24 protein-coding genes are annotated in these 25,423 nt (G+C 34.4%); 23 read left to right on the top strand and 1 reads right to left on the bottom strand.

Translation table 11 applies throughout. The annotated features are described in order from the left end of the window. The first annotated feature begins 157 nt into the window (after positions 1 to 157). The 16 genes from F5ESL0228_RS08020 to rbsU all read left to right on the top strand — a co-directional run bounded on the left by F5ESL0228_RS08020 (position 158) and on the right by rbsU (position 15,558). Complete coding sequence (locus tag F5ESL0228_RS08020) at positions 158 to 310, top strand: teichoic acid D-Ala incorporation-associated protein DltX (RefSeq protein ID WP_122019459.1); 153 nt, start codon at positions 158 to 160, stop codon at positions 308 to 310. 13 nt (positions 311 to 323) lie between these two features. Further along, entirely contained in the window at positions 324 to 1,838 is a 1,515-nt protein-coding gene (gene dltA, locus F5ESL0228_RS08015; RefSeq protein ID WP_122019456.1) for a D-alanine--poly(phosphoribitol) ligase subunit DltA, read from the top strand. Continuing rightward, positions 1,838 to 3,076 (top strand): D-alanyl-lipoteichoic acid biosynthesis protein DltB, encoded by a 1,239-nt coding sequence (dltB, locus tag F5ESL0228_RS08010; protein WP_122023422.1) that lies wholly within the window; start codon positions 1,838 to 1,840, stop codon positions 3,074 to 3,076. Before dltA ends, dltB begins: the two co-directional genes overlap by 1 nt. 35 nt (positions 3,077 to 3,111) lie before the next feature. Further along, on the top strand, positions 3,112 to 3,351 hold the full coding sequence (dltC, locus tag F5ESL0228_RS08005; RefSeq protein ID WP_122023421.1) for a D-alanine--poly(phosphoribitol) ligase subunit DltC: 240 nt from the start codon (positions 3,112 to 3,114) through the stop codon (positions 3,349 to 3,351). Continuing rightward, complete coding sequence (dltD, locus tag F5ESL0228_RS08000) at positions 3,344 to 4,651, top strand: D-alanyl-lipoteichoic acid biosynthesis protein DltD (RefSeq protein ID WP_122023420.1); 1,308 nt, start codon at positions 3,344 to 3,346, stop codon at positions 4,649 to 4,651. Before dltC ends, dltD begins: the two co-directional genes overlap by 8 nt. Further along, positions 4,651 to 5,607 carry a serine hydrolase gene (locus F5ESL0228_RS07995; RefSeq protein ID WP_122023419.1) on the top strand — a complete coding sequence of 319 codons (957 nt, stop codon included), beginning with the start codon at positions 4,651 to 4,653 and terminating at the stop codon, positions 5,605 to 5,607. The genes dltD and F5ESL0228_RS07995 overlap by 1 nt, the downstream gene beginning before the upstream one ends. A 232-nt stretch (positions 5,608 to 5,839) precedes the next feature. Continuing rightward, entirely contained in the window at positions 5,840 to 5,965 is a 126-nt protein-coding gene (locus F5ESL0228_RS08565; RefSeq protein WP_255409569.1) for a hypothetical protein, read from the top strand. A 108-nt stretch (positions 5,966 to 6,073) separates the two neighbouring features. Further along, positions 6,074 to 6,517 (top strand): DUF975 family protein, encoded by a 444-nt coding sequence (locus tag F5ESL0228_RS07990; protein WP_233553588.1) that lies wholly within the window; start codon positions 6,074 to 6,076, stop codon positions 6,515 to 6,517. A 395-nt stretch (positions 6,518 to 6,912) separates the two neighbouring features. Beyond that, the gene (arcA, locus tag F5ESL0228_RS07985; protein WP_122023418.1) at positions 6,913 to 8,157 is read left to right on the top strand and encodes an arginine deiminase; all 1,245 of its coding nucleotides are present in this window, start codon (positions 6,913 to 6,915) and stop codon (positions 8,155 to 8,157) included. A 32-nt stretch (positions 8,158 to 8,189) separates the two neighbouring features. After that, a complete protein-coding gene (gene argF, locus F5ESL0228_RS07980) occupies positions 8,190 to 9,236 on the top strand; it encodes an ornithine carbamoyltransferase (RefSeq protein ID WP_122023417.1) in 1,047 nt (348 codons plus the stop codon). 2 nt (positions 9,237 to 9,238) lie between these two features. Then, positions 9,239 to 10,672 carry an arginine-ornithine antiporter gene (gene arcD / locus F5ESL0228_RS07975; RefSeq protein WP_122023416.1) on the top strand — a complete coding sequence of 478 codons (1,434 nt, stop codon included), beginning with the start codon at positions 9,239 to 9,241 and terminating at the stop codon, positions 10,670 to 10,672. 23 nt (positions 10,673 to 10,695) lie between these two features. Continuing rightward, positions 10,696 to 11,637 (top strand): carbamate kinase, encoded by a 942-nt coding sequence (gene arcC, locus F5ESL0228_RS07970; RefSeq protein ID WP_122023415.1) that lies wholly within the window; start codon positions 10,696 to 10,698, stop codon positions 11,635 to 11,637. Positions 11,638 to 11,747: 110 nt separating this feature from the next. Next, on the top strand, positions 11,748 to 12,470 hold the full coding sequence (locus tag F5ESL0228_RS07965; protein ID WP_122019420.1) for a CdaR family transcriptional regulator: 723 nt from the start codon (positions 11,748 to 11,750) through the stop codon (positions 12,468 to 12,470). 850 nt (positions 12,471 to 13,320) lie between these two features. Next, on the top strand, positions 13,321 to 14,235 hold the full coding sequence (gene rbsK, locus F5ESL0228_RS07960; protein WP_122019401.1) for a ribokinase: 915 nt from the start codon (positions 13,321 to 13,323) through the stop codon (positions 14,233 to 14,235). 25 nt (positions 14,236 to 14,260) lie between these two features. After that, positions 14,261 to 14,656, top strand: coding sequence for a D-ribose pyranase (gene rbsD / locus F5ESL0228_RS07955; RefSeq protein ID WP_122019398.1), 396 nt, complete (start codon positions 14,261 to 14,263; stop codon positions 14,654 to 14,656). A gap of 14 nt (positions 14,657 to 14,670) precedes the next feature. Next, on the top strand, positions 14,671 to 15,558 hold the full coding sequence (gene rbsU / locus F5ESL0228_RS07950; protein WP_122023414.1) for a ribose/proton symporter RbsU: 888 nt from the start codon (positions 14,671 to 14,673) through the stop codon (positions 15,556 to 15,558). A gap of 344 nt (positions 15,559 to 15,902) precedes the next feature. Here the strand turns inward: rbsU and F5ESL0228_RS07945 are convergent, their stop codons facing one another. Continuing rightward, positions 15,903 to 16,133: a hypothetical protein gene (locus F5ESL0228_RS07945; RefSeq protein WP_122023413.1), complete on the bottom strand. Its 231-nt coding sequence runs from the start codon at positions 16,131 to 16,133 to the stop codon at positions 15,903 to 15,905. Between the two features lie 156 nt (positions 16,134 to 16,289). Between F5ESL0228_RS07945 and F5ESL0228_RS07940 the strand changes: the two genes are divergently transcribed. From F5ESL0228_RS07940 to F5ESL0228_RS07910, 7 genes are all read left to right on the top strand, one after another. Beyond that, a complete protein-coding gene (locus F5ESL0228_RS07940; RefSeq protein WP_122023412.1) occupies positions 16,290 to 17,606 on the top strand; it encodes a PTS sugar transporter subunit IIC in 1,317 nt (438 codons plus the stop codon). Next, the gene (locus F5ESL0228_RS07935; protein WP_122019380.1) at positions 17,590 to 18,453 is read left to right on the top strand and encodes an alpha/beta hydrolase; all 864 of its coding nucleotides are present in this window, start codon (positions 17,590 to 17,592) and stop codon (positions 18,451 to 18,453) included. Before F5ESL0228_RS07940 ends, F5ESL0228_RS07935 begins: the two co-directional genes overlap by 17 nt. Continuing rightward, a complete protein-coding gene (locus F5ESL0228_RS07930) occupies positions 18,450 to 20,981 on the top strand; it encodes an AAA family ATPase (RefSeq protein WP_122023411.1) in 2,532 nt (843 codons plus the stop codon). Before F5ESL0228_RS07935 ends, F5ESL0228_RS07930 begins: the two co-directional genes overlap by 4 nt. A 205-nt stretch (positions 20,982 to 21,186) precedes the next feature. After that, positions 21,187 to 23,265, top strand: coding sequence for an ATP-dependent Clp protease ATP-binding subunit (locus tag F5ESL0228_RS07925; protein ID WP_122023410.1), 2,079 nt, complete (start codon positions 21,187 to 21,189; stop codon positions 23,263 to 23,265). A 152-nt stretch (positions 23,266 to 23,417) separates the two neighbouring features. Beyond that, entirely contained in the window at positions 23,418 to 24,092 is a 675-nt protein-coding gene (locus F5ESL0228_RS07920; RefSeq protein WP_122023409.1) for a hypothetical protein, read from the top strand. Positions 24,093 to 24,273: 181 nt separating this feature from the next. Continuing rightward, a complete protein-coding gene (locus F5ESL0228_RS07915; RefSeq protein WP_122023408.1) occupies positions 24,274 to 24,687 on the top strand; it encodes a hypothetical protein in 414 nt (137 codons plus the stop codon). 14 nt (positions 24,688 to 24,701) lie between these two features. Further along, entirely contained in the window at positions 24,702 to 25,349 is a 648-nt protein-coding gene (locus F5ESL0228_RS07910) for a hypothetical protein (protein ID WP_122023407.1), read from the top strand. Positions 25,350 to 25,423: the final 74 nt, after the last annotated feature.

Below are 25,423 nucleotides of genomic sequence, written 5' to 3'. Positions count from 1 at the left end.
GCCTATAATGATTGCCGAATATTGAATAATAGATGATGATAGGGAAATTTTAAATTTAGTAAAAGATTAAGCAAACAGCTTTGTCTAGATAGATACAGTAGTACTATATTTAATAGTATATTTTATGTGTTTGATGTTAAGAAAGATATGAAGATATATGGTAAAAAAAGAAAAATCTGATTCCCGAAGTAAGCAAGTTGGGAAATTTGCTCTAACAACACTTGTTTATTGTGTTATTTTAATAGCATTAATTTATTTGTATCAATATAGCGGCCTAACTTCGGTTCACTTTATTTATAACGAATTTTAAGGTGGTATACAGAATGATTAAAGATGTAATTCGAAAAATTGATGAAGTTGCTTTAGCTGAGCCGGATCGGATAGCTTATGATTATCTAGGACAGACTAATACATATGCTGATCTCAAGCAACGCTCTGATGCTTGGGCACATAAAATTGCTACTTTACCAATTGCTCCTAAAAGTCCAATTATGATTTGGGGTGGTCAAGACTTTGAAATGATCGCTAGCTTTCTGGGATGTGTCAAAGCAGGGCATGCATATATCCCGATTGCCAGCTATTCTAATGCTGAAAGAATTATAATGATTCAAGATGTTGCCAAAGCTGAAGCAATTTTAGCGATTGATGAACTTCCCGCAGTAGATTTATCTTCAATGCAGGTGATAAAGTCTAGTCAGGTTGAAAACGGTAATTTTACGATTGATCCTGGTAATTTTGTTTCAGGTGATGATAACTTTTACATTATTTTCACTTCAGGAACAAGTGGCAAACCTAAGGGTGTTCAAATCAGTCATGAGAATTTACTTAGTTTTATTAATTGGGAGATGAGTGATTTTGATTTGCCAGATCATCCTAGTTTCCTTTCACAGGCACCGTATTCATTTGATTTATCAGTCATGAGCCTTTATCCGGCACTGGTTGGTGCAGGTAAGTTAGTTGTCTTACCACATGATGTAACAGAAAATTTCGCACAATTATTTGTGACAATGCCACAGCTTCATTTCAACATCTGGGTTTCAACACCATCTTTTGCACAGATGTGTTTTTTGGATAAAACATTTGATGGCAAGCACCATCCAGAGTTAACTCATTTTCTATTTTGTGGTGAGGAGTTACCTCATACGGAAGCAGCAATGTTGAAGAAAAAATTTCCTAAGGCACGTATTTTTAACACATATGGTCCTACAGAAACAACAGTTGCAGTTACTCAAGTTGAGATTACCGATGAAATTTTGGATAAATATGATCGTTTACCAATTGGTCGGGTTAAAGAAGATACAAAAATTATAATTGATAAGACCAAAGGTGATCAGCCTAATGAGGGTGAAATTATCATTTCTGGACCGAGTACGTCTAAGGGATATATGAATAATCTCGAAAAAACAGCTAAGGCTTTTTTCAAAAATTCTAATGATGAATATATGAGCCATCGTTCTGGAGATGAGGGATTCTTTGATCAAGATTTACTTTTTTATCGTGGTCGAATTGACTTTCAAATTAAATTTAATGGTTATCGAATAGAACTTGAGGAAATAAATCATTACATTGGTAAAAGTAAGCTAGTTGCCCATGGTGTAGCTGCTCCTAAATACAGTAAAGACCACACCGTTAAACAAATCGTAGCAGAAATCGAACTAAAAGAAGGTGTGAAGGAACAATATTCTGAAGAAGAAATCACTAAAAGAATTCGTGCCGATTTGGCAAAAAATTTGATGCCGTACATGATTCCTCAACGCTATGTTTATCGAGAAAAATTGCCAGTTTCCCAAAATGGTAAAGTTGATATTAAAGCGGTGATTAAGGAGGTCAACGAGTAGTGAATTTTAACTTCATAAACTTGCAGCCTTACGGAAATCCACAATACTTTATCTATTTAATGATAGGATTAATTCCAATAATTTTGGGTTTGTATTACGGTCATCGGTTGAAGATCTATGAAGCAGCTTTTTCGCTTGTGTTCCTGTTTCTTATCTTTGATGGAGATAAATGGCAACAAGGGGTAAGTTTAATTATTTATTTGTTGTTTCAGTTGTTTGTTACTTATAGTTATCTTTATTATCGAAAAAATGGTAAGAATAGAACGTGGATCTTTTATTTAGCTGTAATTTTAGCAATGCTTCCGCTAGTGCTCGTGAAAGTACAAACAGCTTTTCCAAAGGCTAAAATCCCAGGGGTGCTTGCATTTTTAGGGATTTCATATATTACCTTTAAAACAGTCCAGATAATCATGGAAGTGCGGGATGGCGCAATTAAAGAACTGAACTTAGGGACCTATTTACGTTTCTTATTGTTCTTTCCCACAATCTCATCAGGACCAATTGATCGTTACAGAAGGTTTGCCAAAGAGTGTGATCTTGCTCCAAAACGTGATCAATATCTTACTGACTTGACTCTAGCGACACGCTATTTATTTCAAGGTTTTCTGTATAAGTTTATTTTGGGATGGTTTTTTGGAACATATTGGTTACCGAGAATTTCTAAACTAGCGTTAATTGTAGGAACGGCTAATGGAGGGTTGAAATTATCTTGGTGGCTAGTTGCTTATATGTATTGCTATAGCATGTATTTATTCTTTGATTTTGCAGGTTATTCATTATTTGCAGTGTCAATTTCATATTTCATGGGCATTCATACACCGGTAAACTTTAATAAACCGTTTATTTCGCAAAATATTAAAGAATTCTGGAATCGTTGGCATATGACGCTGTCTTTTTGGTTCCGTGACTACATTTACATGCGTTTTACCTTCTTTGCCATGAAGAAAAAATTGATTAAAAATCCGATTAGGTTATCACAAGTGTCGTATCTGCTACTATTTTTAGTAATGGGTTTTTGGCACGGGTTAACTTGGTATTATATTGTTTATGGACTATTTCATGCAATCGCGATTATTATTAACGATTATTGGATTAGGTTTAAGAAAAAGCATAAGGATCAAGTACCATCAAATAAATTTACCAAATGGTTTGCAATTTTTGTAACTTTTAATATTGTTTGTTTTAGTTTTTTGATTTTTTCAGGCTTTTTGAGCCAATTATGGTTTGGCTGGAAGTAAAGAAAAATTTTAGTTATTAGTTAGAGGTATAAATAATGGATACAAAAAAAGAAGTTTTAGCTGTTTTACAAGACTTAACTGGTGAAGATTTAACCGATCGAATGGATGAGAATATTTTTGATAATGGGTTAATGGATTCAATGGCAAGCGTTCAGATGTTGTTAAATTTACAGGAAAAATTTGATATTGATGTACCGGTTTCCGAATTTGACAGAAGTGAATGGGATACTCCAAACAAAATCGTTACAAAGGTGGAAAGTTTAGAAAATGAATAATAAACGCCGGCTGTGGCAAATTTTTGGCCCAGTTCTTTGCGCTTTTATCTTATTACTGGTTATTTTTCTGTTACCTTGGGAACGAACCTTTTCTAAGGACGCTATATACCAAGCTGCTAACTCGCAAACTACAACTATTTTTAAAGGTTCACGAATGAAGCAGAATGCTTTCGATGATAACTATGTGCCGTTTTATGGCTCAAGTGAGTTATCAAGACTTGACCCCCTGCATCCGAGTGTATTAGCAGAAAAATATCATCGTAATTATCGACCATTTTTGCTAGGTGGTCCAGGTAGCCAATCTTTAGCGCAGTTTTTAGGTATGCAAGGTACTGCCAAGCAGTTAAAGAATAAAAAGGCAGTTGTGATTATTTCTCCGCAATGGTTTACTAAAAATGGTCAAAATCCAGATGCATTTGCGTTATATTATTCGCCATTGCAAGCTTGTAATTTTCTTTTAGGAATTAAGCAAGATAATTTAACAAATCGTTATGCTGCTAAGCGTTTTCTACAAATGCCAGAGGTAAAGGGAATAATTAAGTCAGGAATGAAACGAATAGCTAATGGCAAACAGCTAACGGCTACACAACGTTTTATTCTTGAAAACCAGAGAAGAATGCTTAATAACGAAGATAAATTCTTTAGTACATTCCAATTGCGTGATCGGATTAAAAAGATCAATGAACATGCACGTCTCTTGCCAAATACATACTCGGTTGCAGCGCTTAACAAAATAGCCAAGTATCAGGCAGCTATTCATACCAATACTAATGATTTTGGTATTAATAATCGATTCTTTAAGACACGACTAAATAAGAGAACTTTAGTTAAGCTGAAGGGTAGCCAGCGTAATTTCGATTATACTAAATCTGTTGAATACAGTGATTTTGAATTAATGCTACACCAATTTGCTAAACAGCATACTAATGTATTATTTATTATTCCACCAATTAATGAAAAATGGGCAAACTATACGGGTTTATCACAAACAATGTATCAGAAGTCTGTTTCTAAGATTAAGTACCAATTAGCTAGTCAGGGTTTTGATAATATTGAGGATCTATCTAAACGTGGTAGTGAGAAGTACTTTATGGAGGATACAATTCATCTCGGATGGCGTGGATGGGTAGCTGTTGATCAAGCAGTTAAGCCATTTATGGAAGAAAAGAATGTTCCATACAAATATAATTTGCATAATTATTTCTTTTCTAAAAAATGGCAAAATAAACCATACCAAATTAGTGTAACTGATAATACTCCAGTAAATGGTAGTCAAAAAGAATCTTTAAAAGGAAATTAGTGCGCCAGCAAATTGATTCTTTAGGGATCAAAGGCTCAGTTTTAGTTATAAAAAATGGCAAGACTTTGCTTGATTATGCTTTAAATAATGCAACTGACACTAGTTATTTGATTAATTCGGTTCAAAAGTCGATGACAGCAGCGATGCTGATGCGGTTAGTGCAAGCAAGAGAATTAAGTTTGCAAGATCGGCTTAGTAAATTTTATCCTGAAATTCCGGGTGCTCAAAAAATTACGATCAAAAATCTGTTAACAATGACGGCTGGTCTTGATTTAAAACCTGGGGAAAAGTTAGGACAAAAAAAATTTAAATCAGATCAAGATAATATTCAGGCTGATGTTCAAAAAACGGTTTTTGTGCCTAAAATGTTAGGCAAGTGGTACTATAGTTCATTAAATTATGTTTATTTATGTGGTATCATGACAAAAATTACAAAACAGAGCTATGAACAACTGTTTCGAGATGCTTATGTTGTCCCTCTAGGATTAAGACATACTGAATTTTTATGGTCGAAATCAGACAAAATTGTTGCTACTAAGTTGGTGCCAGGGATGATATATCATAAAGGATATTATGAAACGGTTAAGCATCAAGCAGCACTAAAGGCGGCTCGAAATGAATTAGGTGCTGGATCTATTGTAATGTCAAATCAAGATATTGCTAAGGTAATGCACTATATTCTAGCTGGTAAATTTTTAACAAGTAAAAGTCGTAAATTGCTTTATAAAGTAAGTCCGCCACTGTCTTATAATGGTGGCTTATATAATAATAATCTGTTAAAAACGAAGACTGCTAATGGAGCTGGAGAAGGATACTATACTTTTATGCGTAGTACCAATGATGCAAAAACAATGATAATTATCCAATCGAATAAGACTCAAAATGGCGAGTTTTCTGTGTTAAAAAAGCAGATCGATAAAATTATGGTACAATTACTCAACCCTATAGTAAAATGAATAAATCTTGTCTTTTAGTTGATTGCATGCTAGAATTTTGTTGTGCCGTCATAGGGAAATAGATATTTTCTCCGGTAGCGAAAATGTGATTTTCTATTTATGTGGTCAGGTGACGGTACAACACTGTGTGAGCTTAGTTCCGATGTTGGTGGAACTAGGCTTTTTGTATATTCTTTGCAAAATTATGGCAGTGTACGCTAAAATGATGAGTATAACTCATAAGGAGGTTATTATGAATAGAGCTGAATTAAAAAAACAAGCTAAACAAGAGCTTCGGGGAAATTGGGGATGGGCAACCGTACTTGGCTTGGTAATGTTATTAATTAATGGCGTTCTGTATGGTCAAGATCTTAAATAATACGCTGTTAGTCTAGTTAGTGGTAATTTTACAACTTGGAGTAAGTCTGCTAGTTCCGTTGCCAGTAGCGGAGGTAAATTTGCATTAAGTTTTATCAGTGGCTTTTTTATGTTAAGTTTGGTAATTACATTTTTAAATTTAACAAGAGGCAGAAAATTCAATCTTGGCAAAGCAATTTTTGCAGTATTTACTGATGGTAGATTCATCCCAGAATTATTAAACTATCTTTTTAACTGTATCTTTACGTATTTATGGACACTATTATTGGTGGTTCCAGGAATTATTAAAGGTTATTCATACGCATTAACACCATATATTGTCAATGATTTGGTCGAAAGTGGTAAAGAAGTAAAAATGACAACGGGTATTACTGAAAGTCGGAGCTTGATGTCAGGATATAAGTGGCAATTATTTATGCTAGACTTAAGTTTTATTGGTTGGTATATTGTGGCATTTATAACTTTGGGAATTGGTTTAATTTGGGTAGTACCATATGTTCAAACAACTAAAGCAAACTTTTACCGGCAACTAGCTGGTGATCAATTTAGATAAAAAATAAACTAAGCAAAATTTAATCTTACGATTAATTCTGGTTTAGCTAAGTTAAGACTGTGTTCTGATATTTTATCAGGACATGGTCTTTTTAATTATAGCTTGTCTTATAGTAATGTTATTAAAGCTGCAGATTATTGGATAAATTATCATTTAAAATTAATAGGCTAATTAGAGGCGAAAGGCCTCTTTTTTATATAAAAATTAAATGAATATAATCAGTAAATAAGTATATCAAATTGATAATCTATTGATCAACTTTTGTTATCTAAATGGATAAAAAAGATTATCGAAAATACCGTTTTTTAGATAATTGCTTTTTGTAATAATAAATATTGTAATTTCATGAAAGCGCTTTTTATAGATATTACAATTGTTGCAAAAGGAGAATAATTATGGAAAATCCAGCAATAAATGTTAATTCAGAAATTGGCAAATTAAAAACTGTATTGTTGAAACGTCCAGGCGCGGAAGTTGAAAATATTACTCCAGATACAATGGAGAACCTTTTATTTGATGATATACCATTTTTAAAAATAGCTCAAAAAGAACATGACTATTTTGCAGAAACACTTAGAAAAAACGGCGTTGAAACCTTGTATATCGATGAACTTGCAGTTGAAACACTATCACAAAGTTCTGAAATTAAGCAGGAGTTTATTAATTGTTATCTTGATGAGCATGGATATGATTCTGGAGTAACATATGATGTTTTACAAGACTATCTAAACAGTTTCGATGTACATGATATGGTAACAAAATTATATAGTGGTGTACGTCGTAATGAAATCGATATGGATTTACGAAATGAAACTTTGCATGATTTAGCGGGTAGCGATGCAAATGATCCTTTTTTACTTGATCCATTGCCTAATGCATATTTCACTAGAGATCCACAAGCTTCAATTGGTTCAGGAATAACAATTAATCACATGACTTTTAAAGCTCGTCAACCAGAGTCATTATTTACAGAATTTGTTATGAAGTATCATCCTCGTTTTGCAGGCCATGTAAATGTATGGAGAGATCGTAATCACAATACTCGAATTGAGGGTGGTGATGAACTAGTTTTAAATGATCATGTTTTAGCTATTGGGGTTTCGCAGAGAACATCATCTAAATCGATTGAAGGTTTAGCAAAAGAACTGTTCTCTAATAATGATAGTCATTTTGATACTGTTGTTGCTATAGAGATTCCTCATAATCATGCAATGATGCATTTAGATACAGTATTTACAATGGTTAACAAAGACCAATTTACTGTCTTCCCAGGGATTATGGATGAAGCTGGTAAAATGAATATTTTTGTCATGACACCAGGTGAAAACGGCAAAATAAACATGGAACATCATACTGATCTGAGTGAAACATTAAAGCAAGTATTAAATCTTTCAGAGTTAGATTTAATTCTAACTGGAAACGGTGACGATATTGTTGCGCCAAGAGAGCAATGGAATGATGGTTCAAACACATTAACTATTGCACCAGGTGAAGTTGTAACTTATAACCGTAACTACGTAAGTAATGAAATTTTACGTGAACATGATATTTTGGTTCACGAAGTTATTTCAAGTGAGTTGTCTAGAGGGCGTGGCGGTCCTCGTTGTATGTCCCAACCACTATGGCGTGAAGATTTATAAAACTAAAGTTTTAATAAAAAAGGAAAAGTAATATGGCTATTAATTCAGTATTTCAAGGTCGTTCACTATTAGCAGAGAAAGATTTTACCCCAGGTGAAATTCAATATTTAATTGATTTAGGATTACATTTAAAAACTCTACAACAAAATCATATACCGCATCATTATTTAGAGGGTAAAAATATTGCATTGTTATTTGAAAAAACATCAACAAGAACTAGATCTGCTTTTACAACAGCAGCTATTGAACTGGGAGCTCATCCAGAATATTTAGGTGCTAATGATATTCAATTAGGCAAGAAAGAGTCAGTAGAAGATACTGCTATTGTTTTAGGACGAATGTTTGATGGAATTGAATTTAGAGGATTTAAGCAATCTGATGTAGAAGAATTAGCTAAATACTCAGGTGTACCTGTTTGGAATGGGTTAACAGATCAATGGCATCCAACACAAATGATTGCAGATTTCATGACAATTAAAGAAAATTTTGGTCATTTACGTGGCTTGACTCTAGCTTTTGTTGGTGATGGACGTAACAATATGGCTAATTCATTATTAGTTACAGGAGCTATGTTAGGAGTAAATATTCGTATAGTTGCTCCTGAAGAATTACATCCTTCTCAAGAAGTTGTAGATTTGGCTAATAAATTTGCTGCGGAATCAGGAGCAGAATTGCTAGTTACAGCAGATATTGATGAAGGCGTAAAGAAAGCTAATGTTATCTACACTGATGTTTGGGTTTCAATGGGAGAGTCAGATTGGGAGAATAGAGTTAAATTATTAAAACCATATCAGGTTAATATGGAAATGATGAAAAAGACTGGTACAAGTAAAGAGGAGTTAATTTTTATGCACTGTCTGCCAGCATTTCATGATACTAATACTGAATATGGTAAGGAAGTTGAAGAAAATTACGGGATTACTGAAATGGAAGTAACTGACGAAGTTTTCCGTAGTGAATATGCACGTCAATGGGATGAAGCTGAGAATCGTAAGCACTCCATTAAGGCAATAATGGCTGCCACTTTAGGCAACATGTTTATTCCATCTGTACCAGAATTGGAAAAGGCAGGAAAATAATTATGTCTGATACTAAGGAGAATGGAATTGCTCTACCTGCCTTAGTTGCTTTAGTTGTTAGTTCGGCAATTGGTTCAGGTATCTTTGATTTGCCTTCAACTTTAGCTCAATCTGCTACGCCTGGTGCAGCTTTGGTAGCATGGGCAATTACGGGTGTAGGTATTTTAATGCTAGCTTTGTGCTTAAATAGTTTGGTTTTAAATAAGCCTGAATTAACTGGAGTATCAGACTACGCTAGAGCAGGTTTTGGTGATTTCGCTGGATTTATTTCTGGTTGGGGCTACTGGCTATCTTCATGGCTAGGAAATGTTGCTTTTGCAACGATGTTAATGTCATCTTTAGGATATTTTTTTCCACCACTAAAATCTGGCAATAGTCTAAGTGCAATTATTGTGGCTTCAATTATTTCTTGGGCACTGACAATTTTAGTTACACGTGGGATTGAATCAGCAGCGATTATTAATGCAATTGTGACAGTCACTAAAATGATCCCGATCTTTGCATTTGTTGTAATTGCACTTATTAGTTTTAAAATGGGTGTATTTACAAATCATTTTTGGGCTAATATGTCTTCTAATTTTAATGGAAGTGTGACGTATTCTTCGGCGAATGCTACAGGCATATTTACCCAAATTAAAGGTTGCATCATGGTAATGATGTGGGTGTTTGTAGGTATCGAAGGTGCGACAACAATGGCTGCACGTGCTAAGAAAAAGTCGGATGCAGGTAGAGCGACTATTATTGGATTGTTTTCTCTTCTAACTATTTATGTTGTTGTGTCTATTTTACCTTACGGCTATTTACCACTATCTAAGTTACAAACCATGCGTCACCCTGTTTTACTTTATTTATTTAAGGAAATGACTGGACCGATAGGAGGAGCATTTATTGCTATAGGTTTAATTATATCGATTTTAGGTGCCTGGTTATCATGGACAATGTTACCAGTTGAGGCTACATCATTAATGGCAGAACAAGGTCTTCTTCCTAAATGGTTTGGCAAATTAAATAAGCATCGCTCTCCAGCTAATTCTTTATGGTTAACAGAAATTTTAATTCAATTATTTTTAATTACACTATTGTTTACAGATCAGGCATATAATTTCGCATATTCTTTATGTACATCTTCAATTGCCGTTTGTTACGCCTTGGTTGGTGCATATCAATTAAAATTAGGGTTACAAAATAGAAACTCTCATATGATTCTACCAGGGTTTATAGCTTTGGCTTTTGAAGTAATAGGAATGATTTTTGCTGGTTTACAGTATTTGTGGCTGTGTACGATTGCTTATTTAATTGGTTTTGTTTTGTACTATCGTGCAAGAAAAGAAAATGGTCAATCTATAAGTAACGTTGAATGGATATTAATGATTATTATTGGCCTTTTGGCAGTAGCAGCAATAGTTGCGTTGATAATGGGTAAATTGAAAGCATAATGAAATATTAGGAAGTATAAAATATGAAAAAAATTGTTGTTGCATTAGGTGGTAATGCAATTTTAACAGATGATCCATCCGCACAAGCTCAACAAGCAGCGCTAATGAAGACAGCTGATTTTTTAACAGATTTCATTGCTCAGGGTGATATTCAATTAGTTATTACTCATGGCAATGGACCACAGGTTGGTAATTTATTATTGCAAGAGCTTGATGGTAGTTCAGATAGTAATCCAGCTATGCCATTAGACACAGTAGGTGCGATGACTCAAGGTGAGATTGGCTTGTGGTTAGCTAATGCATTAAATATGAGCTCATCGCATCGACATCTGCCAATAAATGTGTCTACTGTTTTAACTAGAGCTGTAGTTGATGAGCAAGATAGTGCATTTAATAATCCATCTAAACCGATCGGCCCGTTCTACACCAAGGATGAAGTAGATACTATTAAAGAAGAACACCCAGATTGGGAAATAGTAGAAGATGCAGGGCGTGGATTTAGAAGAGTTGTACCATCTCCCAAGCCAGTTAGTATTCTTGAAGCCGACTCAATTAAACTATTAGTTGAAAATAATACAACACTAATTGCTAGTGGAGGCGGGGGAGTACCTGTTGTTAAACATGATAATAAAATCAGTGGAATTGAAGCTGTAATTGATAAAGACTTTTCAGCTGCTAAGTTAGCGGAGTTAGTAGATGCTGATGAATTGATAATTTTAACGGCTGTAAAGTATGTAACTTTAAACTATCAAAAACCTAATCAAACAGATTTACATGAAGTTAAAGTATCACAAATGAAACAATATTTAACAGATAATCAATTTGCAAGTGGATCAATGAAGCCAAAAGTAGAAGCAGCAGTTTCATTTGTTGAAAAAACAAATCGTAAAGCAGTGATTACATCTCTTGATAATGTTGGATCATATTTAAATAATGATGATGGTACTATAATCATTCCAGATTAGATTAAGATTATATCAGCATAAAAATAAAGTCTATTTAAGTTATTTAATTGCCTATTTGTAAATAGTAAATTATATTATAAAAATTCGTTATACAATAGGAGAAAGTAAATATGCTTGAAAAATTTATGCATGAGTGGTTATACGTTTCAGATTATGATGTACCTGTTGCAAACAATGGTTTTAGCGGGCGAGCAAAAATTAATGGCGTAGATCTGGAACAGAAATATATTGCGCTGGTAGCCACATCTAATTATAACAATTTGCCTGAATGGCGTTTAGCATTTAATTTGGATAAAAATAAACGAGTTTATGTTATGAAACCACAACACAAATCTGACTTTTTAGCAATTTTGCCCAAAAAAGTTTATGTTGGTATAGGGAAACATCATTTTGATTTATCGGGAAGTATTAAGGAAGCCTTATTTTCATTAATGCTAACTAATAAATTTGATTCTATTGTTCATTACGATGAAATCGCTAATATGTATATTATTGCACATTCAACATTAGATTATCCGTTATTACGTAAGCGATTAAGTCAAATTGATGAGGATACACAATTAACTTTATGGTTGTATGCAAAGAATCAGGTGTCAATTTCATCGCTTGCACAAATGTTAATGGTGCATCCCAAAACAGTTGAGTATCGCTTGCAAAAAATTAAGTCTTTAACTGGATTTGATCCACGTAAGGGAATAGATCTAATACCTTTAGTGGTTTCCTATATAAAAGAAAAAACTGAAAATATACATATACTCGAAACTGAATTGCAAAGTTTTTCTAATGAAATGTTACCTAGAGATAAAACAATCTCTGTGAGTACTAATAATTAAGTTATTTTAACTATAATCTAAAACTCCTTAAATAATATAATCAAGTGTTCGGAAAAACTAGTTTCTGAAACCTAAAAATAGATCAAGTATTCCTTTAGGAAAATCTTGATCTATTATTTTTTTCTTAAAATAGCTCTTTCTTCTCTGCATTTCTACTCCAATATTGGCTTAAATTCATCATCATAAATATTAAACTAATATCGGTTTCTACTTTTTCTTTCCGCGTATTGGAATTAGGACAAAGAGTAGGATCTTGAGCATCATTGTTGGATGGTAAGCTGGTCTACCAGTATTTGGCCTGTGATATGATTTTGATACATGAAAAGCACACCTTTTTTGTGATGAATTAATAATATCAATACAGTGAAATGTAGACTAGTATGTTAGTTAAGTTGTCAAAGGTGTCGAAAAATTACTGAAACTGGGAATTTGTTTACGAAGATAATTAAGAGCGGCGCAATTTTAGAGCCATAAATTTCTTGTAAGTATTTTATCTAACCACCATCTTCTGTAAAGATAGCGGCAAGTTCTGTTACGCTTAAAAAGCCATTAAAGGAAATTAATCGCCCAGTGGCTAAACGAGAATGCTTAGCCAAGCATTTTGCGTTAGTGCTGAAACACTAGCGATTAAAAAAAGCATTGCTGCCAATCATGATGCCCATAATGGTTACCAAAGCAATGAATAGTGGGAGTTGTCTTTTTTATAAATTACACCTTTACTGAATAAATAACTTCAATAATTATGGTTTAAACTGGTATAAAAAAACTTAAATTACAATTTGGAAGCGGTTTTAAGTATGCTATAATTTTGACGTAGGCTAATTTAGCAAATTGCCGAAAGGAGAAAAAGATGAACAAAGTTACAGTTATTGGCAGCATTAATCTTGATACCAATCTGCGTGTTGAGCGCATGGTTAAGCCGGGGGAAACTATTCATGCTAAGGAACATTATTCAGCCGCTGGTGGTAAGGGTGCCAATCAGGCAGTGGCAGCTGCGAGGTCGGGTTGTGTGACTAGCTTTATCGGGGCTGTTGGTGATGATGCACCGGGTACCGAGATGTTAGACTTGCTTAAACAGGAAAAAATTGATATTTCTGGAATTACTACGATTAAGAATGAGTCAACTGGTCAAGCCTTTATTTCGGTTGATGATGAAGGGCAAAACTCAATTACGATTTATGCTGGTGCCAATTATGATTTTCATGTCAAGGATATTGATAAAAAAAGCAAATTGATTTCTAGCAGTGACTTTGTGATTGCGCAATTTGAAACTCCGGTAGAAGCAACAATTAAGGGGTTTGAAATTGCTCGTGCTAATGGGGTCAAGACAATTTTAAACCCTGCGCCAGCAATGGCTAAGATTCCGGCAGAGTTGCTTAGGTTAACTGATATGATTGCACCAAATGAGACAGAAGCTGAGACAATTACCGGAGTACATGTTGCTGATAAAACTAGTGCTCGCCAAGCTGCCGTTAAATTGCATGAGTTAGGTGTTAAGGCAGTAATTATTACGATCGGTTCAAAAGGTGCTTTTTATGATTTTGACGGGCAGAGCGAGTTGGTCCCAGCATTTAAGGTCAAGGCAGTTGACACGACTGCTGCTGGGGATACTTTTATTGGTTCCATGTCTAGTTTATTAAAACCAGATTTTTCTAACTTGCATGAGGCGATAATTTTTGCCAACAAGGCATCATCATTAACAGTGCAACGGTATGGTGCTCAACCATCAATCCCATACAAGAAAGAAATCGATCAAGTTAAGTAGTTTTGATAGTAGAAAGTGAAGCAACATGAAAAAAACAAAGGTAATTAATTCAGATTTGTCACGTGTAATTGCAACAATGGGTCATTTTGATAAATTAGCAATTGGTGACGCGGGCACGCCAGTTCCTAAGGGCACAGAAAAAATTGACTTAGCCGTAACTAAGGGAATTCCTAGTTTTATGGATGTCTTAAACAATGTGCTTGAGGAATTAGAAATTCAACGAATTTTTTTAGCTAGTGAAATTAAAACGGAAAATCCCGAAATGTTGGCTAAAATTAAAAAGCGTCTACCAGACACACCAATTGAATTTATTACTCATGAGGAATTAAAGGAAAGCCTGAAGGACTGCAAGGCTTTTGTTAGAACTGGTGAAATGACGCCATTTGCAAATATTTTACTTGAAAGTAACGTTGTTTTTTAAATTAGGAGAAAAAATTGAATACAACAGCATTATTAGTTGGTCTAGGCCCACTTTTGGGCTGGGGGTTATTTCCAACAATTGCTTCAAAAATTGGTGGTAAACCTGCTAACCAAATCTTGGGAACGACTTTAGGAACTTTTGTTTTTGGTTTAGTTTATGCCCTTATCGGTGGTTATACAATGCCAACGGGTTCGGCATTATTATTGTCGATTATTTCCGGTATTGGTTGGGCCAGCGCGGAAATTGTTACCTTTATGTCGTTTGGCTTGGTTGGCTCATCGCGGGCAATGCCAATTACGACAGCCTTTCAATTATTAGGTGCTTCATTATGGGGTGTCATTGCTTTAGGTAACTGGCCGGGGATTCCTGCTAAAATTATTGGGACAATTGCTTTAGTGGCGATTATTATTGGTGCCTATATGACAGTTTGGTCCGAAAAAAAAACCGCGCAAAAGTCAAGCTTACTGAAAAAAGCGACGATTTGGTTGTTATTTGGTGAAATTGGTTACTGGGCTTACTCAGCAGCTCCACAAGCAGCGCACGTTGATGGTCAACACGCATTTTTGCCGCAAGCAATAGGGATGTTATTAACAGGAATTGTTTATGGCATTTATGTTGCAATTAAAAATAAAGATGAAAACCCGTTTACGGAAATTGTTTCTTATAAACAAATTTTTGCTGGTTTCTTTTTTGCCTTTGCAGCTTTGACCTACCTGATCTCGGCACAGCCCAACATGAACGGACTAGCTACTGGTTTTGTTTTATCGCAGACTTCGGTTATCTTAGCGACATTGACTGGTATTTGGTTTTTAGATCAGAAAAAGACTAAGAAAGAGATGGCAGTTACGATTGCTGGGTTGGTGATTATTTTAATTGCTGCTGCGGTAACAGAATTTGTCTAACTAAAAACAAACGAAAATAAACAACTAATAAAAGAAAAGTTGCTAGGAAAAACCAGATACTAAAATGATGCTCAAGATCCTACTCTTTGCCCTAATCCAATACGCGAAAATAAAAAAAGTAGAAACCGATATTGGTTTAATTTTTATGATGATGAATTTAAGCCAATATTGGAGTAGAAATGCAGAGAAGAAGGAGCTATTTTAAGAAAAAAATAATAGATCAAGATTTTTCCTAAAGGAATACTTGGTCTAATTTTTGGTCTAAGAAGCTAGTTTTCCCGATACTTACTTTTAGTTTAAGTTAAAAAAAGCAGGATGTTTCCTGCTTTTTTTATGCTAAATACTTATAAATTTAGATCATCAATATTGTTTGGAAATAATCTACCAGAATAATTTGAACTTGTATTATCATTTTCACGAAGTGCTTCTTTGATCTGGCTGGAACTCAGATGATCAATTAAATATACTTTTAATGCTTTATTAGTTAATGTATCCAAGTCAATATCATATGTCTTTAAATATTTTGCTGCCAGCTTTTCAACTTTTTCATTTAACTCGATTTTTCTTTTACTCATTTTTTCACCCTCTAAAAATTAATTCTATTATAACATTTTATGTTTATCTAATAAAAAAATAATAAGAGTAAACTATATGTGAAGATTGCTGAAAAATCATAAAGAGAGTATTATTTTAATTCAAATATATAATTAGAATTAAAAGGGGATTGGCAAATGTTAGATTATGCAGCTAGATTTATATTGAAAATTCGTTCGAATCCCTTTTTTAGAGCTATTCAGCGAACACTTGTTATGCTGATGCCAATTGCGGTGCTAGGTTCGTATTTTAAACTGATTCTTGACTTGATTTTCTCACCAGAAGGTATGGTTTACAATATTTTTGGGCTAGATAAAATTATCCCAGATCATTTATGGTATGCGGGATTATTTGTAAGCCGAGGAATGATTGAGGTAACTTTTGGTGTATTTGGAGTTTATGCATGCTTTTTTATGGCACGTTATACAGCTCATATTTATCATAAAGATGCAACTTTAGCGGGCTTGACTAGCGTCATCATTTTACTCTTTTGTTCTTATGGGTCTACAAGTGGGCAGCGATCAGGGAATGTGTATTCTTCTGGAATACTCCAGATAAACTCTGTCTTTATTTCTTTAGTTGTGGGTTATATGGTAGGACAAGTTTTCCACTTACTAGGTAAAGAATATTTACCAGTAAAAGTAGAAAGTACTAAAATTATTCGACAACGTGCATGGGATGCATTGCTACCAGCAATGGTTTCACTGAGCATAGGAATTATATTGGGTATAATTATTTATGAATTACAATTAAAAGTCATAAATTCTGCTAGTTTCAGCGAAATAGTTAGTCGTGTTCAAACTACTAATAATATTGGTGAAGTTATAATTTTGACAATTGTGATCACATTTTTGAATTGGATCGGTATTGGTTTTCCATTAAGATCAATCGGTGAATCACTTAATAATGCATATACAGCTGAAAATATGACAGTTGCTTTTCAACATGGCAGTTCATGGAATGTTCCATATAAGTTTTTAGGTAGTTCATTAATAAATAGCTATGGAGTAATGGGGGGAGCAAGTATACTTTTAGCGATCATAGTTTTGCTTTTGCTACAACATAATAATCCCGAAATTGAGGCAATAGCCAAGGTTAATCTCTTGCCAGCTGCTTTTGGTTCAACAATTGGATTGGCCGTTGGTCTGCCTATATTGCTGAATCCAATTTTTTTACTTCCGAGTATGTTAATCCCAATAATTAATATACTATTGGCAGCTGGAGCAATCTATTTCCGTTTAATTCCAGTTTGTGTATACCCAATTTTGAAAGGAACCCCTGGAATTTTAATTTCATTTTTTGGGACAAATGGTAACTGGTCTGCTTTGTTTTTTACGATTTTGTTATTCATACTAGATATAGCAATGTTATGGCCTATCATTAAGATTAATGATCTAGTAAATTTAAAGCTAAGATCCAAGGAAAGGGGGACTATTAATGCACAAAAATCCTAATTTTAAATGGTTAATGTTATTATTACTAATATTATTGCTTCTAGCTGTTCCCAGTTATGTTTGGATGAAAAAAGAAAATAATGCGCGTGCACAAAGAAGTAAATCGCAACTTTCTCCCGTAATTATGGTTCCAGGATCAAGTGCAACGACGGAACGCTTTAATGAACTAATTGACCTACTTAATCAATCGTCGGAAAATCATCATAGTGTGATGAAAATCACTGTTTCACGTGAATCAAAATTGTCCTATAGCGGCACAATTGGGAAAAATGATTTAGAACCGTTTATTATTATTGGCTTTGCTAATAATAAAGATGGGTATGCAAATATAAAAAAACAGGCAACTTGGCTTGATACAGCCTTTGACTCACTGATGCATAATTACAAATTTAATAATTTTAAGGCTTTTGGTCATTCTAATGGTGGGTTGATTTGGACTTATTGGTTAGAACATTATTATTCACAGTACAATGGTGAAACTAAAATGAAGCGTTTATTAACGTTGGGTACTCCATATAATTTTACAGAAACAAACACTGATAATCGTACGCAGATGTTGGCTGATTTTGTAAAGAATCGTTCAAAATTACCAAAAAATTTGAGAGTTTATTCTTTATCGGGGGGTAAAGATTATGACTCCGATGGAATAGTTCCCGAAAGTAGCGTGGCTGCAGGAAAGTTCATTTTTCAAAATCAGGTTAAAGCATATACAGCTATGACAGTAACTGGTAAAGAAGCAGATCATTCCGATTTACCACAGAATAAGCAAGTAGTGCAAACTATTCGACAATATTTGCTTCACCAGTCTAGAAAATTTGAAAATAAAGGGAAGGATATTCAAAAGTGAGATATCAAAAACAGCCTACGCATATCGAAGTAATTGGTGGTCGTGTTAATAATTTGAAAAATATTAATGTTGATATTCCCTTGCATCAATTTGTTGTAATTTCTGGGCTTAGCGGATCTGGTAAGTCCAGTCTCGCAATGGGAATTTTGTATTCCGAAGGAGCAAGACGTTATCTGGATTCCCTTGCAACTTATACTCGTCGCCGAATTAGTCAGGTGGGGAAAGCAAATGTGGATGAAGTAAAGCATATTCCCTCAGCACTGGCTTTAAAGCAGCGACCGACGGTTCCTGGCATACGTTCAACAGTTGGAACAGTAACGGAAATTTTTAATATTCTGCGGCTGATTTTTTCACGGTTGGGGTCACCAGTTTGTCCGAATGGCCATCGTCTTATGCCAACTATTAAAATTGCGCAAGCGATGGATTTAAGTGGTGAAGCAATGGGAAGAATTAATTGTCCTGTATGTGGAGTCCAGTTTTATGCTTTTAGTGCTGAAGACTTCGCCTTTAATTCAGATGGCGCATGTCAAACTTGTCAGGGATTGGGTCAGGTAGAGCAGCTTGATGACAAAAAAATTGTTGCCGATGAAAATTTATCTTTAGAAAATGGGGCAATTGCAACTTGGCAAATTCCAGGTCGTAATTGGATGTGGCGGATTGCTCGTGAACTTGGTGTGAGAACCGATGTTCCTTACCATGAATTAACAACTAGAGAACGAGAAATAGTCTTACATGGACAAGAACGTAAAGTACCAGTAGATATCCCAACTTCGACGGGACGTGTCTATCATTTGGATGCTCTATATGAGAATGCTTATAATGCAGTAATTAATTCGCGCAAAACAACTAAATCTGAACGTGGACTTGAGCGTATTAATACTTTTTATCACTTTAGTACCTGTCCAAGGTGCCATGGTTATCGAATTGATCCAAGCCGCTGGCAGCAATTGGTTGCTGGGAAAAGCATTGTGGCAGCTGAACAATTAACGTTGGGTGAGTTACCACAATACTTAGACAAAATTAAACAGGAATTACCCATAGAAATGCAAGATTTAGCGGAAAATCTGTTGGGCGAATTATTGCATCAAGTTACACCATTATTAAAATTAGGTTTAGATTATCTAAGTCTTGATCGACCTGCCAATAGCTTGTCAACCGGTGAATTACAGCGAATTCAACTGGGGCGAACTTTAAGAACGGAAACTACTGGTGTACTCTATGTATTGGATGAACCATCGGTAGGATTACATCCGGCTAACATAGACGGATTAATTGATATTTTTCATGAGCTTATTAATCAGGGGAATTCTTTAGTAGTTGTTGATCATGAAACTGCAATTATTGATGCGGCTGATTGGGTAATTGAAATTGGTCCAGGCTCTGGCAGTCAAGGCGGACAAGTTATTTCTCAAGGAACGCCCAATCAGCTTAAACAAGATTCAAATTCATTAATAGGACCATATTTAACCGGAACTGCACAGTTGTTAGTGCGGGAACCAGCTTCAAAACAGCAACTCTTTAAGCAAGGTAAATTAGACTTTACGGTTGACCATCATTTTAATCTTAATAATGTTCATGTCCAAATTCCGCTGGGCAAAATGACGGCGGTTACTGGTTTCTCTGGAGCCGGAAAAACTACATTAATTCTCGATGCTTTGCTTCCGGCCTTAAAGGCACAAAAAGCGCATAAAAGCACTCCAAGCTGGGTTACAGATTTATCTGCAACTGGGATTAATAATGTAGTCAGTGTTGATTCTACTCCTGTAGGTAAGAATCAGCGCTCAACGGTTGCAACTTATACTGATATCATGAATAATTTACGCCAATTGTATGCACGTCAGCCATTAGCCAAGCAGTTACATTATCCAGCTTCGTACTTTTCATACAATAATAAGCAGGGAGCATGTCCAGCTTGTGGTGGTAGTGGCGTGATTGCACTGGACATACAGTATTTACCCGATATAGTTGAAACTTGTTCTTTATGTAATGGTCATCGCTATAATAAAGAAGTTTTACAAGTTAAATGGCATAACCTGAGCATTGCTGATGTACTCGCTTATTCTGTGGATGAAGCTTTAAACAAGAAGCTATTTAAGGGTGAACCCAAAATCTTGCAAACAGTGACCACTCTGCATGAAATGGGATTGGGGTACTTACACTTAGGCGAAGCGACTCCTGCATTATCCGGTGGAGAAGCGCAACGATTAAAATTAATCAAGCATTTGCATCGCCAGCAAAAAGGAACTTTGTTTGTTTTTGATGAGCCCACAGTTGGCTTACATCCACAAGATGTGAGAACTCTGCTAAAAGTCTTGCAAAAATTGCTGGATCATGATGCAACCATTATTACTATTACCCACGATTTAGATATGATGGCAAATAGTGATTATATGATCGACTTGGGACCACGAGGTGGAAAAAATGGTGGTCAAATTGTAGCTGATGGTACTCCTCGTGATATTCTCCCAAAGCAGGCAAGCCTAACAGCAGGATATTTGCAAAAACATTTAAAATTATATCAAAAATAATCTTAATGCTTTAAGGATAATCAATTAATGACTATCTTTAAAGCTTTTTCTATTTAAGATTGATCTTAGACTTAGTTGTGGAAAAATAAGACATATCTCTTGCACTCTGTGGATAACCTGCTAAAATATAAAGTATAAGAAATTAGCACTCAAAGCTTTTGAGTGCTAATAAATAATTTATAACCTATGTGAGGGGTGGCTATATATGACATATTTTGACAATGAATTTGATAATTTGTTTAATGAATTAAACAATTCTTTCTTTAATGATAGTAATAATAGTAACGGATCAATTCCAATTCATTATTCAGGCAGTATGAATATGGCACCGCAAAATCTGAACACAAATGCTCAAGCACAACAGAAAAAGCCTATCGGTGTCGATCTAGTTGAACAAGCCAAAAATAATAAATATGATCCAGTGATTGGACGAGACGAACAGATTCAAGAGGTTATTGAAATTTTAAGTCGGCGCAAGAAGAATAATCCAGTGCTAATTGGACCGGCTGGAGTTGGTAAAACGGCAATTGTTGAAGGGTTAGCCCAAAAGATTGCTCAAGGCGATGTTCCCGAAAAGATGAAGGATAAGCATATCATTGCAATTAACATTAACGATATGGTTGCAGGTTCTAGTTTGCGGGGTAGCTTTGAAGAACGCTTGAAAAAAGTAATTGATGAAGCTAAAAACAACCCTAATATCATTCTATTTATTGATGAATTGCATAATATTGTTGGCGCAGGGTCAACAGATTCGGAAAATAATAGTGGTGATGCCTCTAATATTTTAAAACCAACTTTAGCTAGCGGTGACTTAAACCTAATTGGTGCAACGACGACAGGAGAGTATCGTCAAATTGAAAATGATGCGGCTTTGGCAAGACGTTTCCAACCAGTTGATGTGCCAGAACCTTCTACTGATGTAACGGTTAAAATTTTAGAAGGTCTTAAGAAAAAATATGAGGACTATCATCATGTTAAATATAGTGATAGTGCTTTACGCTTAGCAGTCGAATTGTCACAGCGTTATATTCAAGGACGTTATCTACCGGATAAGGCAATTGATTTAATTGATGAAGCTGGAGCGAAGAAGGGGCTTGATGCTGTACCAAATGATGAAGTAAGTCTGAAAAAACAGATTAAGCAATTAGAAAATGAAAAAACTTCTGCTGCACAAAATGAAGATTATGCAAAGGCGAGTGAACTCAAGAAACGAATTGAAAAATTACGTGAGCAAATGGATCATTTAGACCAAGCTTCAGTTCCGCGTGTGACAGACCAGGATATTTATGCTTTAATTGAAACTAAGACTAAGATCCCAATGAGTGAATTGCATGCAAGTGAAGGGCAGAAGAACCTTGACTTAGCTGAAAAATTAAAAGCAACTGTAATTGATCAAGATAATGCTATCGAGGTTATCACGGATGCAATTGCCCGCAAACAAGTTTTTAAAGATAATAATCGTCCTACTGGCTCGTTTTTACTCACTGGTCCAACCGGTGTTGGTAAAACAGAACTAGCTAAACAATTAGCAATTCAATTGTTTGGTGGCGAAAATCATTTAATTCGCTTAGATATGTCGGAATATCAAGATCAAATGGCCGTGAATAAGCTAATTGGGTCAGCACCGGGATATGTTGGCTATGGTGAAGGTGGTCAATTGACCGAAAAGGTACGTCACCAGCCATACAGTTTAATTTTATTTGATGAAATTGAAAAAGCTAATCCTCAGATTTTTAATGCTTTATTACAAATTATGGATGATGGTCGCTTAACAGATGCGCAAGGGCGAACTGTTTCCTTTAAAGATACAATTTTAATTATGACCTCAAATGCTGGCTACACTGATAACCTACTCAAGGATGGTCAAGCTGATCATGATAAGTTGGTTAAGGCACTTGAAGCATATTTCAGACCAGAATTTTTGAATCGACTGGACGCAATTGTTCCATTTAATTCGCTAACGCAAGTTGATATGACAAAAATTATTGATATCTATCTAAAGAAGATGGCTCATGTTTTAGCTAAAAAAGACGTCAAGCTGATAGTTTCACCTGAAGCAAAAACTTATTTTGCACAAAAAGGCTATGACAAGAAGTTTGGTGCAAGACCTTTACGTCGAGTTGTTGAACAGGAAATGGAAACGCCAATTGCAAAATTATTAATGAAATCACCGGATACTAAGGAAGTTAACTTTACGGCAGATGGTGCCCATGTGTACTTAAATGGGGATGCCATTATTGATATTAATGTACAACCTGTAGATAAGAATAATCACGCAAAATAAAACAGAATAATTTTAACAAGTTCAAAAACCCTCTAGATTTAATTTAGAGGGTTTTTGATGCCTAAATTAAGAGTTTTATAATTTATAATACAGTTTGGTATGAAAAATTTATCTCTTGCTTATTTAACGCTATTAAAAAGATGATAATTCATGTGAAAACAGTTGTGATCGCTTTTTTGTTTTCTTTTATGTTTTATTCCAGTCTAGCAATCTTTAATGCTTTAATATTTCAAGCAACGGATACTATGGCTAATATCGTCATTCATGATAAGCAGACAATGTTAAGCAATCAACTTAATTTAACTTCTGTGCCAGAATTGCAGAAAGCCAAAATGGAATGGAATAAACGCCAAGAAAAAATAAACGTCCGAAAAATTACTGGGAATTGGCAAGGTAAAGAGGTGTCTATCAAGACCAAATGGGGCAACCATAGTTTTACCGAAAGCGAGTTAACACAGCTTTTTGCGAATAAAACAATCACAATTAATACTGAACGGGGCCAAGTTAGCGGCAAATTAGCAGAGCAAACGTATAAAGGTAATAAATTTTTTGGCTTTAAGCCAGATTTACCAGATAAAGCACAAAGTGAAGACTATGTTACTGGTACATTTGTACCAACAAATAAGCAAGTAAGTTTTAAAAAGCAATTTGGGACGCATATTTTTACGCCAGAAGAACAAAATCAATTGTTGCAGGGCGAAGAAATCACTGTCCAGGCTACTAGTAAGAGCGGCAAGCCTTATGCAGTAAAGGGGCAGCTCAAAAATTACGTCTATAAGGGGAAGCGTCATTTTGGCTTTAAAGCAAAATTTAATAGAAAGAAGTGATTATTATGGTGCGAAAACGTATAATCATGGCAAAAATCAAATTTATAATCGAGTACATCTAATGGTCTAATCAATTTCTACTAGTTTTAGTTAAATCACTTGATTTATTTAAATCGTAAGCGTTATAATTAATTTAATATTTGAAATAAATTAAAATATTAATATTGGATAAGGTAAAACAATGAATAACATGACCAATATAGTAAGTGATGGCATTAGAAGCTCTAACAGTATTGTTTCGCCAGCTATTATTTATTTAAAAAAAGCTTTGAAATTAAATATGAGTGAAATTATGGATGAAATTCTATCTATAAAAAGTAACAATGTCAAGCTATTATATTCGGTTAAAGCATGTAGCAATTCTGAAGTAATCAAATACTTATCTAAGTATGTATCTGGTTTTAGCGTTTCTTCAACTGAAGAATATAGATATATTAAGCAATTTAAAAACAAATTGATTTCAGCTACTGGATTTAATTTTAGTAATTACTTATTAAATAAAGATACTATATTTTACTTTAATTCAATAGAGCAATTACAAACCTTTCTAAAATCAAATGAATATAAAAAAATTGCAATATTGGAATCAGAATAAAGGGAATTAGAACTATGTTTTCAAATAAGAGTTTTTACTCAAGATTTGGGTTTTCTATTTCACAATTAAAGGAAATAGAGCTATTAAAAACTCAGTATAACTTTAAGATAACTAATATTCTAATTCATCAAGAAAATAAAGTATTCTATGATCACTCTAGCCTAAGTATATTTATAAATAAAATTCTAACCCTTGATATTTTAAAACATGTCACAACCATTAACTTAGGAGGAGGTTGGGATAATCTCTTTTTAAAAAAGCAAATTGCTAAATTTATTACTTATCTAAAAATACCAAGTAAATATTCTATTTTTATAGAGCCTGGTTCTGTAATTGTAAGAACAACTGGTATTCTTAAAGCTAAAGTAATAGATCAAGAGATAAATGGAAAATTCAGAAATGTTGTTCTGAATACTTCCCAATTTAATGATAGTTCATGGTATGTTCCCAGAATTATAGCTAGTAATAGTATAAAAAATTCACCAAAAATGAAAACTTTTATATATGGAAACACATGTTATGAAAATGATTATTTTGGATACATTGATGATTCTCCTCTTTCTATAGGAAACACCGTGTTTCTATATCCAGTTGGAGCATATTATTTTACTACTCATAGAGAATTACATGGAATAAAATTTCCACGAGAATATTTTTTATAATCATAGGTTTAAAAATGAATTTATATAAAAACCAACTTCAAGAATTTAATGATCTTAGTGACATACAAAGTGAT

Origin of the sequence: Lactobacillus sp. ESL0228 (genome assembly GCF_003692825.1) — a bacterium.
Lineage (GTDB): Bacteria > Bacillota > Bacilli > Lactobacillales > Lactobacillaceae > Lactobacillus.
Note: the sequence above shows the minus strand (reverse complement) of the source record. Positions and strands in the feature narration are given on the sequence as shown.

Coding starts and splice junctions, on each gene's coding strand:
- F5ESL0228_RS08020 (WP_122019459.1), top strand. CDS start 158: ATGGTAAAAAAAGAAAAATCTGATTCCCGAAGTAAGCAAGTTGGGAAA.
- dltA (WP_122019456.1), top strand. CDS start 324: ATGATTAAAGATGTAATTCGAAAAATTGATGAAGTTGCTTTAGCTGAG.
- dltC (WP_122023421.1), top strand. CDS start 3,112: ATGGATACAAAAAAAGAAGTTTTAGCTGTTTTACAAGACTTAACTGGT.
- dltD (WP_122023420.1), top strand. CDS start 3,344: ATGAATAATAAACGCCGGCTGTGGCAAATTTTTGGCCCAGTTCTTTGC.
- F5ESL0228_RS08565 (WP_255409569.1), top strand. CDS start 5,840: ATGAATAGAGCTGAATTAAAAAAACAAGCTAAACAAGAGCTTCGGGGA.
- F5ESL0228_RS07990 (WP_233553588.1), top strand. CDS start 6,074: ATGTTAAGTTTGGTAATTACATTTTTAAATTTAACAAGAGGCAGAAAA.
- arcA (WP_122023418.1), top strand. CDS start 6,913: ATGGAAAATCCAGCAATAAATGTTAATTCAGAAATTGGCAAATTAAAA.
- argF (WP_122023417.1), top strand. CDS start 8,190: ATGGCTATTAATTCAGTATTTCAAGGTCGTTCACTATTAGCAGAGAAA.
- arcD (WP_122023416.1), top strand. CDS start 9,239: ATGTCTGATACTAAGGAGAATGGAATTGCTCTACCTGCCTTAGTTGCT.
- arcC (WP_122023415.1), top strand. CDS start 10,696: ATGAAAAAAATTGTTGTTGCATTAGGTGGTAATGCAATTTTAACAGAT.
- F5ESL0228_RS07965 (WP_122019420.1), top strand. CDS start 11,748: ATGCTTGAAAAATTTATGCATGAGTGGTTATACGTTTCAGATTATGAT.
- rbsK (WP_122019401.1), top strand. CDS start 13,321: ATGAACAAAGTTACAGTTATTGGCAGCATTAATCTTGATACCAATCTG.
- rbsD (WP_122019398.1), top strand. CDS start 14,261: ATGAAAAAAACAAAGGTAATTAATTCAGATTTGTCACGTGTAATTGCA.
- F5ESL0228_RS07945 (WP_122023413.1), bottom strand. CDS start 16,133: ATGAGTAAAAGAAAAATCGAGTTAAATGAAAAAGTTGAAAAGCTGGCA.
- F5ESL0228_RS07940 (WP_122023412.1), top strand. CDS start 16,290: ATGTTAGATTATGCAGCTAGATTTATATTGAAAATTCGTTCGAATCCC.
- F5ESL0228_RS07935 (WP_122019380.1), top strand. CDS start 17,590: ATGCACAAAAATCCTAATTTTAAATGGTTAATGTTATTATTACTAATA.
- F5ESL0228_RS07925 (WP_122023410.1), top strand. CDS start 21,187: ATGACATATTTTGACAATGAATTTGATAATTTGTTTAATGAATTAAAC.
- F5ESL0228_RS07915 (WP_122023408.1), top strand. CDS start 24,274: ATGAATAACATGACCAATATAGTAAGTGATGGCATTAGAAGCTCTAAC.
- F5ESL0228_RS07910 (WP_122023407.1), top strand. CDS start 24,702: ATGTTTTCAAATAAGAGTTTTTACTCAAGATTTGGGTTTTCTATTTCA.